Raw genomic sequence first — 13,244 nt, forward strand, 5'->3', positions numbered from 1 at the left:
CCCCGGACCCCCGGGCCTATGCCCACCCACCACCCGTCTCGGTCGGCCGAGAGGTGCCGAAGAGCCCCTACGGCGAAGCCGGTGCCGAGTTCTTCGTGTCCGGGGAGGTCGTGCCGGAGTCGTCCCCCGACGTCGCCGCCCACGTACCGACCCCCACCGCCGCGACCAGCACCACCGCCGCCGCCCCGAGCGTCAGCCGCCGGCGCCGGGTCGCCGCCCGGTGGCGGGCCGAGCCGGGACGCGGAGCGCCCGCCGCACGCGGCGCCCGTGCCGTCCCGCGCGCCCCGCCCGCCAGTTCGTCCGGCGCGGGCACCCGCATCGAGGTGTGCGTGTCCCGGTTGGAGTCGGCGGGCTTGGCGCCCGGCACCAGCGGTACGGCACCGCGCCGTACCCGCTCACCGCGCGCGGGCGTGGCCACCGGGGCCTCCTCCGGCTCCGCGTCCTCCTGCTCAGAGTCCGGCTCGTCGACGTCCAGTGGAGGCATCCCGGCCAGTATGGGCAGCTGTTCGCGCAGCCGGGCGGCGAGTTCGGAGGCCCGCAGCCGGGACGCCGGGGCCTTCGCCAGGCACTGGACGAGCAGCGCCCACAGCTCCTCGGGGATCCCGGGCAGCGGTACGACGGTCTCGGTGACATGGCGTCGCAGCACCGCGCCGGGGTGGCCGCCGCCGAACGGGGTGAATCCGGCGAGGAGTTCGTAGAGGACGGTCGCCAGGGCGTAGATGTCGACGGCCGCGCGCGGGGGCAGGCCCTCGACGATCTCGGGGGCGAGGTAGTCGGGCGTGCCGATGATCTTCGTGGCGCGGGTGCGGCGCGGGGAGTCGATGAGTTTGGCGACCCCGAAGTCCGTCAGCAGGGCGGGGTGCGCTCCGCCGGGGCCGAGCGGGCCCTGCATGTCGAGGAGCACGTTCTCCGGCTTGACGTCCCGGTGGACGACGCCTGCCGCGTGGGCCGCGGCGAGTCCGTCCGCGATGTCGGCGACGATCGCGACCGCCGCCTCGGGGGCGAGCCGGCGTTCCCGGTCGAGGCGGGTGCGCAGGTCGGTGCCGCGGACCAGGTCCATGACGAGGGCGAGGTCGTTGCCGTCGACGACCAGGTCCCGTACGGACACGATGTTCGGGTGCTCCAGGCCGAGCAGGGCGGTGCGCTCCTGCACGAAGCGGCCGACGAGCTCCTGGTCGGACGCGAGGTCCTCGCGCAGCAGCTTGACGGCGACGGGCCCCTCGGGACCCTCGCCCAGCCACACCGTGCCGGCGCTGCCCCGCCCCAGGATCTGGTTGGCGGTGTACCGGCTGCCGATCTTCCGTGCCAAGACTGCTCCTACCGACGCGTGTGTCGCTAAAACTACGCGTCAGATGAGCCAACCTTCACCGCCAGGGCGGAAATCACCCACTGGGTGTCGACAAATCCCCAACCCAGCGTCCGACAAGGGCGGTTCGAGGGTCAGTTGCCGGTCGCGGAACTCAGATTCTTGACCCAGCCGCTGACCTGTTTGGCGACGTGGCCGATCTCGTGCCAGTAGCCCCTGCCCGTGCCGATCCAGTCCTGCAACGGGGTCAGCTCCCAGACCAGCCAGCCCGCGACGAACAGCAGGACGATCGTGAACAGACAGCCCTTCAGGCAGCCGAGTCCGGGGATCTTCATCGGATTGGCGCTGCGCTGCCGCGGCTGGCGGGGCTCGCGCGCCGGTTCCTGGGGCCGCTGCTGCGGCTGCTGGGGCTGCCTCTGCGGGGCGTACTGCTGCGGCTGTTGCTGCTGCGGATGGCCGTAGCCGCCCTGCTGTTGCGGTTGCCGGCGCTGCGAGGGCCGCTGCTGCGGGCGCTGCTGGGCGGCCTGGCGGGGCTGCTGCGGCTGCTGGGCGCGGGAGACCTGGCGCTGGGGGCGGCGGCGCAGCGGGTCCTCGCCCGGGTCGAGGTAGGGCTGGAACTGCGTCTGTTCGTTGCGGTCGCGGGCGGCGCGCAGCTGGTTCTGCCAGGGGTGCGGCTGCTCGGGGCCGGGGCCGCCGGGCTGGTTCTGCTGGCCCTGCCCGCCCTGCTGGCCGTACGGGTTCTGCGGCATGACCGTGGTCGGGTCGGCCGCGCCCCGGCTCGGCAGCACGGTGGTCGGGTCGGCGGCGCCCAGCGGGCCGCCGGTGTGCGGGAGGACGCTGGTCGCCGCGTTCGGGTCGAAGCCCCCCGCGCCGTGCGAGAGGACCTGCGTCGGGTCCGCGGCGCCGGGTACGCCCGGTACGGCGGCGGGGGTCGGGTCGGGGGCGAGCAGCCTGCCGACGTTCTCGGCGGCGGCGATCTGCGCGGAGTTGGCGTGCACGCCGATGCCCTCGGCGACGACGCGCAGGCCGCGGGCGAGGTTCTCGGCGCTGGGCCGCTCGTCCGGGTTCTTGCGCAGGCAGCGCTCGATGACCGTCCACAGGGGGTCGGGGACGGTCGAGGGGCGGCGCGGTTCGGCGCTCAGGTGCTGGTGCAGGACTTCGAGGGCGGAACCGCCGGAGAACGGCGGGTGGCCGGTGACCAGCTCGTACATCAGGATGCCGGCGCCGTAGATGTCCACGGCGGAGGTCTGCGGGCGGCCCTCGGCGGACTCCGGCGCGATGTACGCGGGCGTGCCGACGAACTCGTGGGTGCGGGTCAGGCCCGGGGAGTCGGCGAGGCGCGCGATGCCGAAGTCGGTGAGCATCGGGTGCATCTGGCCGCCGCCCTGCTTGAGCAGGACGTTGGCCGGCTTCAGGTCGCGGTGGACGACGCCGTCGGCGTGGCTGGCGGCGAGCGCGTCGGCGATCTGCGCGGTGAGCAGCGCGGCGCCGACGGGGCTGAAGGGGCCGTTCTCGCGCAGATAGCGATGGAGGTCGGGGCCTTCGATGATGTCCATGACGAGCGCCAGGAGATCGCCCTCGACGACCAGGTCGCGGACCCGGACGATGTTCGGGTGGGTCAGGCGCAGCAGCACCGACCGCTCGCGCAGGAACCGCATCACGATGTCGGGATCGCTCGCGAGTTCTTCCTTGAGGACCTTGATCGCGACGGTCTCGCCGGGCTGGCCCTGGACGGCCGCCTCGGCACCCGCGCTCTCACGCTGGCGGGCCCGCCAGACGGTGCCCGTGGCGCCGCGTCCGAGCGGCTCCTCCAGGAGGTACTTGCTGCCTACCGGCCGCACGTCTGCGCTCCCTGCTGCTTGCCTGTGTTCCGGTCCACTGTAGTGCCGCCCCTCTTGGGGCTACCTACGTAAGCGTTGCCGTACATGTTCGAAGGAAAGACGCTTACCCCGGTCTCCTGGTTGCCGAAGCCGGACATGACCGGTCTCACTCGATCACCGGTGCGGCACTGGTCAGGCACTTTTGGGGACAGAGCTGACCAATCAAGATCACTTGCTGCCGGGCCCCGGGCGAGTTGTCAGTGGCAGGTGCGAGGATGCCTGCAGAACTGGCCGATGTGCTCGCGCGGGGTGGGGGAATATTCCGCGCCCGGGGCAGAAGGGACCGCTGACGGCGATGCAGATCCGGCTGACCGTCGTAGACCCGCTGGGGCCGCCCGCGCAGCCGCGGGGCCGTGCCGCGAGTTGCGACGTGCTGGTCACCGCGCCGGCGGGTACCGCGCTGGCCGCGGTGGCGTCGGCGCTGGCCTCGGCGGTCTCCGCCGACCCGGCCGCGTCCCCGCCCGAGCGGAGCCGTGAGTCCGGCGCCCCGATCGTGCTCTACGCGGGCGTGGAGCGTCTGGACACCCAGCGCTGCACGCTCGGCGAGCCGCCGCTGACGGACGGCGCGGTGCTGTCCCTGGGCGCCCCCGCCGAGCCCGAGGCGCACCCCGAGCTGGACGACGCCCCGACGCAGCTCCATGTCGTCGCGGGCCCGGACGCGGGCGGGGTGCATCTCCTGCATGGCGGCCAGATCCACATCGGCCGCTCCGGCGACGCCGACGTCCCGCTCGACGACCCGGACGTCTCCCGGCTGCACTGCGCGGTGACCGTCGACCCCGGCGGCCGGGTCTCGGTCGCCGACCTGGGCTCGACGAACGGCACCACCCTGGCGGGCACGCGCGTGGGCACCCGCCCGGTGCGCTTCCCCCCGGGCGCGCTGCTGCGCATCGGCGAGTCCGCCCTGCGGCTGACCCCGTCCGGCGGCCCGGGAGCACGCGCCGGGACGACCCCCGACGGCGAGGGCCACGTGCGCGTGTCTCCCGGCACGCCCGCGGGCCCCCGCGCGCAGCCGCCCGTGGTGCCCGGCCAGGGCGCCGCCCCGAGCATCGAGCACCGCGCCGCCCACGACGGCGGGGACACCCACGCCGGCCGCTTCGGAGCGCTCGGCGAGGCCCTCGGGGACGAGGGCACCGAGGAATCGTTCTCCGCGCGTACGACGACCTCCCGCGTCCCCCTGGACGACGGCTCCGGCGAGCACGGCGGACGCAAGGGCACCCCTCTCCGGGGCACCGATGTGCCGCAGGGCGTGCGCAGGCGCGGCGGCATCGGCAAGTGGGCGCGACGCCTGACGGGCGGACGCGACGAATCGACGGCCGAGGGCGCCGAGCCGACGTACGAGGCCTCCTACGACGACGAGGAGGGCGCCGACGAGAGCGTGTCGCCCCCGCCCGTCGCCCTCCAGCAACCGGACACCTGGCCCGACCCGGCGGCCCTGCTGCTGACGGCCCTGGGCCCGGGCCCCCGCCTGTGGGAGCGCGCCCCCGGTCACCCCGAGGCGCTCACGGTGCGGCTCGGCACGGCGGACCGGACGACACCGGACGGCTCGGCGCTGCTGCCCGCGGTGCCGGTGACCTCCGGGCTGCGTGAGGTCGGCGCACTGGGCCTGGCCGGTCCGCGCGCACGGCTGGCGGGGCTTGCCCGCGCGGTGGTGGCCCAGCTGGCCGCGCTGCACTCGCCCGACGCCCTGGAGATCGTGCTGATCAGCACGGACCGGGCGCGTTCGATGGCCGAGCGCACCGCCGAGTGGTCCTGGCTCGGCTGGCTGCCGCATCTGCGCCCCGGGCACGGCCAGGACTGCCGCCTCCTGCTGGCCTACGACCGGGAACAGGCCACGGCCCGCACCGACGAGTTGCTGCGCCGCCTGGAGGACCACGCCATGGACACGCGCGGCGGCACGGGCCGGCCGGGCGTCGCCTCCGGCCGGCGCACTCCGGGCATCGGCGCGCAACGCGGCTCGGCGGAGGGGCAGTCGGGGATCTCCTCGTCCGCCTCCTCCCCGCACGCCTCGGCGGACGGCCGGCCGGGTGCCGCCGCCGCGCGGCACGCGGCCGACGGACACCCCCCGCGCGGCGCGTCCACCACGTACAGCACCACCGACGACGCCCACCACCACCGGTCCGGCGCACCCGACCCGTCGGACGTCACCCGGCAGCGCCCCTCCGACACCGAACCCGCCGACGCCTCCGACCCGGTGCGCGGCGCCGCCCACCGCCCGTCCTGGGCCCGCGCGGACGACGGTGACGGCCGGGCGGACGGTTTCATGGGGCCGTACACCGTGCTCGTGGTGGACGGTGACCCCGGTGGGGCCGATGTGCGCGAGGCGGTGGCGCGGCTCGCGCACGAGGGACCGCGGGCCGGTATCCACGTGGTGTGTCTCGCCGAGACGGAGTCGGCCTCGCCCACGTCGCCGGTGACGGAGACGTACGAGGCGGCGTGCACGGCGGCGCCGACGTTCCGGGAGTGCGGGGCGGTCGCCCTGCTCAGCGGCGATGTCGCCACGGCGCTACGGCTGTTGCGGGTCGCGCACGACGGTACGGCGGCGTCCCGGACCGGCCAGGAGGCGCCGCATCCCGGCCCCGTGGGCGAAGGCACCGTGGCCGCCGTGGACGCGGTCTCGCTCGCGTGGGCCGAGCGGTTCGCGCGGGCGCTGGCGCCGCTCAGGGCGGACGGCGCGACGGGTGAGCGGCACGCGCGCGTGTCGGCGCCGTTGCCCCAATCGGCGCGGCTGCTGGACGAGTTGGGGCTGGCCAGGGCCACCCCGGCGTCCCTGCTGGCGCGTTGGGCGGACGCGGGTGACGACAAGGACGCGCTCGGCGGGCGGGCCTGGGCGGTGCTCGGGGCCGGACCGCGCGGGCCGGTCAGCGCGGACCTCGCCGCCGAGGGACCGCATCTGCTGATCGAGGGCCCGCCGGGCAGCGGCCGTACGGAGTCGCTGCGGGCGGTGGTCGCCTCGCTCGCGGCGGCCGAGCGGCCCGACCGGCTGGGCATCGTGCTGATCGACGGCCGGGACAGTGTCGGCGCGAGCGGGGGTCACGGCGAGGGCCTGCGGGTCTGCACGGACGTACCGCATGTCACCACCCACCTCACAGCCAACGACCCTGTACGGATGCGGGAGTTCGCGCAGTCCCTGAGCGCGGAGCTGAAGCGGCGGGCCGAGTTGCTGGGCCGGATCGGGTTCGCCGAGTGGCACTCGCGGCACGAGGTGTCGGGCCGGATCGTCGCCCAGCGGGGCACGTCCGGTGCCGGGGATCTGGAGAGTCCGACGAGTTCGACGATCCGGCTGCGCCCGGCGGCGGCCCGTCAACAGACGGAGGCGGCACCGCCGTTGCCCCGTCTTGTGGTGGTCGTCGACGATCTGGACGCCCTGGTGAAGCCGCCGTTGGGCTCGCCCGGCCGTCCCGCCGCCGGTTCGGTGATACGCGCGCTGGAGGCGGTGGCCCGCGAGGGCGAGCGGCTCGGCGTGCATCTGGTGGCAGCCGCCGCGCTGGACGCCCGTACGGCCGAGGCGGAGCCCGCCCGGCACGCCACGCTTCGCGTCACCCTCGACGCGACGGCCCAGGGCCCGGACGAACCGGCGCCCGGCCGTGGTCGGTTGACCCTCCCGGACGGCCGGAGCACGCCCTTCCAGGGCGGTCGGGTGACGGGCCGTATCCCGCGCACGGCGACGCTCCGACCCACGGTCGTCCCGCTGGAGTGGCAGCGCATGGGCGACCCCCCGGCCCGCCGACCGGTCCGCGAACTGGGCAACGGGCCAACGGACTTGGCGCTCCTGGCCAGCGCGCTGGAGAGGGCGACGCGTTCGGTGTCGGCGGCGGAGGTCCCGTCACTCCTCTGATCGTTCACAGGTCGTCCACACAACCCCACGTCACGACCCAATCACGATCCCGTACTTGACAGCGGACGCCATCTTGCCGCGTTGAAGTACCGGGCGTAGACCAGTGCGCACGGAAGCGTTCGAGCGTTCGACGAGGAACGAAGAACGGGGCAGTGATGCGCAGCACGAGCAGCACCATCCGGACACGCACAACCGTACGCACAGCGGCAGTTGTCGCCGCGGGGGCACTGGCGCTCTCGCTCACCGCCTGTGGCGGCAGCGACAACAAGAGCGACAGCGGCAAGTCGAGCACCCCTTCGGAGAGCACCGGCACGGTGACCCTCCCCAAACTGAACGGCCAGAGCCTCGAAGTGGCCGCCGTGTGGACGGGTGCCGAGCAGAAGAACTTCAAGACGGTCCTCGCGGAGTTCGAGAAGCGCACGGGTGCCAAGGTCACCTTCGTGCCCGCCCAGGACCCGATCATCAACTTCCTCGGCTCGAAGATCGCGGGCGGCCAGCCGCCGGACATCGCGATGCTCCCGCAGCCCGGCGCGATCAAACAGGCTGTCGACAAGAAGTGGGCCAAGCCCCTCGGACCCGAAGCGCTCGCGGAGTTGCAGAAGAACTACTCGCAGGGCTGGCAGGACATCGGCAAGGTCGGCGGCAAGCAGTACGGCGTGTACTACAAGGCCGCCAACAAGTCGCTGATCTGGTACAACGCCAAGGTCTTCGAGAACGCGGGCGCCAAGGAGCCCAAGACCTGGCAGGAGTTGCTGACCACCGCGCAGACGGTCTACGACTCCGGGGTCACCCCCTTCTCGATCGCGGGCGCGGACGGCTGGCCGCTCACCGACTGGTTCGAGAACGTCTATCTGTCGCAGGCGGGCCCGGAGAAGTACGACGAACTCGCCCAGCACAAGATCAAGTGGACGGACCCCTCCGTGAAGGAGGCGCTGACCACGCTGGCGCAGATCTGGGGCAAGAAGGCGTACATCGCGGGCGGTCAGAGCGGCGCGCTGCAGACCGAGTTCCCCGCCTCGGTCACCCAGACCTTCACCGGCGGCGACCAGCCGAAGTCCGCGATGGTCTACGAGGGCGACTTCGTGCAGGTCAACATCGGTGAGACGAAGGCGAAGGTGGGCACCGACGCCAAGGTGTTCCCGTTCCCGACCGTGGGTTCCACCGCGCCCGTGGTCTCCGGCGGCGACGCGGCCGTCATCCTGAAGGACTCCAAGGCGGCCCAGGCGCTGGCGACTTTCCTCGCCTCGCCGGACGCGGCGACGATCCAGGCGAAGCTCGGCGGCTATCTCTCCCCCAACAAGAACGTGCCGGACTCGGCGTACCCGAACGCGGTGCAGCGGACGATCGCCAAGTCGCTGATCGCGGCCGGTGACGACTTCCGCTTCGACATGTCCGACCAGGCCCCGCAGTCCTTCGGCGGTACCCCGGGCAAGGGCGAGTGGAAGGACCTCCAGGACTTCCTGAAGAACCCGACCGACATCGCGGGCACGCAGGCGCAGTTGGAGAAGGACGCGGCGGCGGCGTACGCGAGCGGGAGCTGATCCGGCGATGGCATCGGCAGCGGCGGAGGCCCCCGGGGCCCCCGTCCCTCCCCGCGGTCGCAAGAGCGTGACCGGCACCCGCAGGACCGTTGCAGTGCTGTTCCTGCTGCCCGCCCTGGTGCTGCTCGGCGCGCTCGTGGTCTACCCGATCGGGTACTCGCTGGTCCGCAGCTTCGGCAACCAGGCCGGCGACGGTTTCGCCGGATTCGACAACTACAAGGCCCTGTTCACCGACGACGGCATCCGCACCGCCCTGAAGAACAACATCATCTGGGTGATCTTCGCGCCGACGGTCGCTACCGCCCTCGGCCTGATCTTCGCGGTGCTGACCGAACGGGTGCGCTGGGGAACGGCGTTCAAGCTGGTCGTCTTCATGCCGATGGCGATCTCGATGCTCGCCGCAGGCATCATCTTCCGGCTCGTCTACGACCAGGACCCGCACAAGGGTGTCGCCAACGCGGTCTGGGTCGGCATCCACGACACGTTCGTCTCGTCGTCGGCGTTCCCCAACGCCCACCCGGGCCGCGAGTCCCCGCTGAAGGCGGACCACGGCGGCTTCATCACCAGTACGACGGTCCACACCGGCCAGACCGTCGTCCTGCCGCTGGTCGGCGTCGCCCCCGACCAGATGCCCGACAGCGCGAAGAAGGCCGTAGCGGCCAAGCCGGAGCCGGGGAAGATCACCGGCACGACCTGGCAGGACTTCACCCGCGGCAAGGGTGTCGGCAAACTCGGTGCGGTCGACCCGTCCGAGCTCGGCTACGGCGGGATGCGGATCGAGGCGGTCAAGGACGGCAAGGTGGTCGCCTCGGCCAAGGCCGCGGGCGATGGCACCTTCACCCTGCCCGCCAAGGCCGACGGGGCTCAACTCCGGCTCCCGGCAAGCAACTTCAAGGCGCCGTACAACGGAGTGGAGTGGCTGGGCCCGTCGCTGGTGACGCCGGCCATCATCGGGTCGTACGTGTGGATGTGGGCCGGGTTCGCGATGGTGCTGATCGCGGCCGGACTCGCGGGTGTGCCACGGGAGTTGCTGGAGGCGGCACGGGTCGACGGCGCCAACGAGTGGCAGGTGTTCCGGCGGGTCACGGTGCCGCTCCTCGCACCGGTGCTCGCGGTCGTCGCCGTCACGCTGATGATCAATGTGCTGAAGATCTTCGACCTGGTCTTCATCATCGCCCCGGGCTCCTCGCAGGACGACGCCAACGTGCTCGCCCTGGAGCTGTACCGGAAGGGCTTCTCGGAGGACCAGCCGGGGATCGCCAGCGCGATCTCGGTGTTCCTGCTGCTCCTGGTCATCCCGGTGATGCTCTTCAATGTGCGCCGGCTGCGGCGGGAGGTGCGGCGATGACCACGGATGCCGGAACTCTGGGAAAGACAGGGCCTGTTGAGGTCGTCAAGGCACGGGAGTCGCTCGGCGGGCGGCTCGCGGCGGCGGCGAGCGGGGGGATCGTCCGCGTATTCCTGATCCTCGTCGGCCTGTTCTGGCTGGTGCCGACGATCGGACTGCTGCTGTCCTCGCTGCGCAGCCCGGAGGACATGAACGCGAGCGGCTGGTGGAAGGTCTTCAGCCAGCCGTCCCAACTCACCTTCCACAGCTACAAGACACTCCTGGAGAACAGCGACATCACCAACTCGCTGTGGAACACCGTCCTGATCACCGTCCCGGCGACGGTCCTCGTCGTGGTGATCGGCGCGCTCGCGGGCTACGCCTTCGCGTGGATGGAGTTCCCGGGCCGTGACTGGTGGTTCCTGGGCGTGGTCAGCCTGTTGGTCGTGCCGGTGCAGGTGGCGCTGATCCCGATCGCCGAACTCTTCGGCAAGATCGGCCTGTTCGGGACCATCTTCGGGGTGATCCTTTTCCATGTGGGGTACGGGCTGCCGTTCGCGGTGTTCCTGCTGCGGAACTTCTTCGCGGAGATCCCGCGCGAGTTGCTGGAAGCGGCCCGGCTGGACGGCGCGGGTGAACTCCGGCTGTTCGCGCGGGTCGTGATGCCGCTCGGCGGGCCCGCCATCGCGAGCCTGGGCATCTTCCAGTTCCTGTGGGTGTGGAACGACATGCTGGTCGCGCTGGTCTTCACCAAGTCCAGCACGCAGCCGATCACGGTCGCACTGCAGACCCAGGTACGCCAGTTCGGCAACAACATCGACGTGCTGGCGCCCGGTGCGTTCATCTCCATGGTGATCCCGCTGGCCGTGTTCTTCGCGTTCCAGCGGCAGTTCGTGTCCGGCGTGATGGCGGGCGCGGTCAAATAGCTATAAACCGCACATAGTTCAAGGGGCGGGCCGTCACCGGCCCGCCCCTTCGCGTTCACCGTGCGTCCCCCGTATGCCGTACGCGGCGTAACCAAGTCACTCCATCGGCCGTTCCCGGGCAGAACGCCCGCGCCGACCGACCCATGGATGTCCCTTGCCCAGGTTCAGTGTCATTGTCCCCGCGTACAAGGTCCAGGCGTACCTGCACGAATGCCTGGAATCGGTGCTCTCCCAGTCGTATCCCGATCTTGAGCTGATCGCGGTCGACGACTGCTCGCCGGACGCCTGCGGCGCGATCATCGACGAGTTCGCGGCCCGCGACGCCCGCGTACGCGCCGTCCACCTCCCCGAGAACCAGGGTCTCGGCCGCGCCCGCAACGCCGGCCTGGAGGAGGCGACCGGCGACTATCTGCTCTTCCTCGACAGCGACGACACGCTCACGCCCGACGCGCTGCGCTCGATCGCGGACCGCGTCAAGGAGACCGGCGAGCCGGACGTCCTGGTCTTCGACTACGCCCGCACCTTCTGGTCGGGGGAGGCCCAACGCAACAAGACCGCCGCCCAGTTGACCGAACAGGGCCCGGCCCCCTTCCGGCTGGAGGACCGTCCCGGGCTCCTCCGGGTCATCATGGTCGCCTGGAACAAGGCGTACCGGCGGGAGTTCGTCGAGCGCGAGGGTTTCGCCTTCCCGCCCGGCTACTACGAGGACACCCCGTGGACCTACCCGGTCCTGATGGCCGCGGAGACGATCGCGACCCTCGACCGGGTCTGCGTCCACTACCGCCAGCGCCGCCAGGGCAACATCCTCGGCACCACCAGCCGTCAGCACTTCGACGTCTTCGACCAGTACGACCGGGTCTTCGCGTTCGTCGACGCGCGCCCCGAACTCGCCCAGTGGCGGCCGGTGTTGTTCCGCCGCATGGTCGACCACCTCGCGACGGTCTTCACCAAGCCGGACCGGCTGCCGCGCGGCACCCGCGCCGAGTTCCTGCGCAAGGCCCGCGCCCACTACCGCCGTTACCGCATCCCCGGCACCTCGGTCCCGCTGCGCACCCGGATGCGGCACACGTTCGTGCACTTCGGCGTGCACCGCACGTTCCGGGCCGTGCAGAAGGCGATGAGCTGGCGGCGCCGCGCGGTCAAGCTCACCGCCAAACTCCTGCGCAACCTCAGAGCGGCGGTCCTCCAGCTCCACTACCGCGTCCAACTCCGGCTCCCGCTCAGGGATCGCGCGGTGTTCGCCGCCTACTGGGGGCGCGGCCACAGCTGCAACCCGGGCGCGCTGGAGACCGCGTTCCGCACCCACGCCCCGCACATCCGCACGGCGTGGATCGCCCGCCCCGAGCACCACCACACGATCCCGGCCGCCACCCGCAGGCTGCGCCCGAACACGGTCTCCTACTGGACGGCGCTGGCCCGCTCCAAGTACCTGGTGAACAACGTCAACTTCGACCGCAGGCTGGTCAAGCGCCCCGGCCAGGTGCTGATCCAGACCCAACACGGCACCCCCCTCAAGCACATGGGCCTCGACCTCCAGGAACGCCCGGCCGCAGCAAGGGACATGGACTTCGGCGAACTCCTCAAGGGCGTCGACAAGTGGGACCACGTCCTGTCCCCCAACCGCCACACCACCCTGACCTGGGAGCGGGTCTACCCCGGCAGCTACACCACACTCGCCTACGGCTATCCCCGCAACGACGTGTTCCAGCAGGCGACTTCGGCCGACGTGCACCGCCTGCGCGAGTCGCTCGGCATCCCGCAGGACGCGATCGCGCTCCTCTACGCGCCGACCCACCGTGACTACCGCCGCGTCCAGCGCGCCCACCTCGACCTCGACCGCGTGCTGCGCCGCCTCGGCCCGCGCTTCGTCGTGCTGGCCCGCGCCCACTACTGGCACGAGGGCCCGCTCGCGGCCACCGCGTCCGGCCGGATCATCGACGTCACCGACCACCCCAGCGTCGAATCGCTCTGCCTGGCCTCGGACGCGCTGGTCACCGACTACTCGTCCCTGATGTTCGACTACGCCAACCTCGACCGCCCGATCGTCATCCACGCCGACGACTGGGAGGCCTACGAGGCGGCCCGCGGCACCTACTTCGACCTGCGCGCCTTCCCGCCGGGCGCGGTCGCGCGCAGCGAGGACGAACTGATCGACATCTTCGCGACCGACCACTGGCGCGGCTCCCGCTCGGCCCAGCTGCGCGCCGCGTTCCGCGAGCGCTTCTGCCCCTACGACGACGGCCGCGCCGCCGAACGGGTGGTACGCCACGTGGTGTTGGGCGAAACCGACCTCCCGCCGGTCGTCCCGCTCGCCGACCGCCACCCGGTCCCGTCCGCCGCCGCGAGCCTCACACGCTCCCCGCTCGCCACCGTGCCGCAGCCCACGACGTCCCAGCCCGTCACCGACCGCCTCTGAACGCCGTTCCCAC

At 72.2% G+C, this 13,244-nt stretch carries 7 protein-coding genes; 5 read left to right on the forward strand and 2 right to left on the reverse strand.

The genetic code is table 11. The features are described 5' to 3' along the window. Positions 1 to 67 precede the first annotated feature (67 nt). Together OC490_RS29950 and OC490_RS29955 are read right to left on the reverse strand one after the other, a co-directional pair. Positions 68 to 1,309, reverse strand: coding sequence for a serine/threonine-protein kinase (locus OC490_RS29950; RefSeq protein ID WP_262061126.1), 1,242 nt, complete (start codon positions 1,307 to 1,309; stop codon positions 68 to 70). Between the two features lie 131 nt (positions 1,310 to 1,440). Further along, positions 1,441 to 3,147 carry a serine/threonine-protein kinase gene (locus OC490_RS29955; protein WP_262061127.1) on the reverse strand — a complete coding sequence of 569 codons (1,707 nt, stop codon included), beginning with the start codon at positions 3,145 to 3,147 and terminating at the stop codon, positions 1,441 to 1,443. A 334-nt stretch (positions 3,148 to 3,481) separates the two neighbouring features. Here OC490_RS29955 and OC490_RS29960 point away from each other — a divergent pair, with 334 nt between their 5' ends. The 5 genes from OC490_RS29960 (at position 3,482) to OC490_RS29980 (ending at position 13,231) form a co-directional block, all read left to right on the forward strand. Beyond that, positions 3,482 to 7,021 (forward strand): FHA domain-containing protein, encoded by a 3,540-nt coding sequence (locus tag OC490_RS29960; protein ID WP_262061128.1) that lies wholly within the window; start codon positions 3,482 to 3,484, stop codon positions 7,019 to 7,021. A 155-nt stretch (positions 7,022 to 7,176) separates the two neighbouring features. Further along, positions 7,177 to 8,562, forward strand: a complete 1,386-nt coding sequence (locus tag OC490_RS29965) for an ABC transporter substrate-binding protein (protein WP_262061129.1) — start codon at positions 7,177 to 7,179, stop codon at positions 8,560 to 8,562. Positions 8,563 to 8,569: 7 nt separating this feature from the next. After that, positions 8,570 to 9,910, forward strand: coding sequence for a carbohydrate ABC transporter permease (locus OC490_RS29970; RefSeq protein WP_262061130.1), 1,341 nt, complete (start codon positions 8,570 to 8,572; stop codon positions 9,908 to 9,910). Further along, positions 9,907 to 10,815: a carbohydrate ABC transporter permease gene (locus OC490_RS29975; protein ID WP_262061131.1), complete on the forward strand. Its 909-nt coding sequence runs from the start codon at positions 9,907 to 9,909 to the stop codon at positions 10,813 to 10,815. The genes OC490_RS29970 and OC490_RS29975 overlap by 4 nt, the downstream gene beginning before the upstream one ends. A gap of 154 nt (positions 10,816 to 10,969) precedes the next feature. After that, positions 10,970 to 13,231: a bifunctional glycosyltransferase family 2 protein/CDP-glycerol:glycerophosphate glycerophosphotransferase gene (locus OC490_RS29980; protein WP_262061132.1), complete on the forward strand. Its 2,262-nt coding sequence runs from the start codon at positions 10,970 to 10,972 to the stop codon at positions 13,229 to 13,231. The last annotated feature ends 13 nt before the right edge of the window (positions 13,232 to 13,244 follow it).

It is taken from the genome of Streptomyces sp. STR69 (genome assembly GCF_024519455.1).
Classification (GTDB): Bacteria; Actinomycetota; Actinomycetes; order Streptomycetales; family Streptomycetaceae; genus Streptomyces.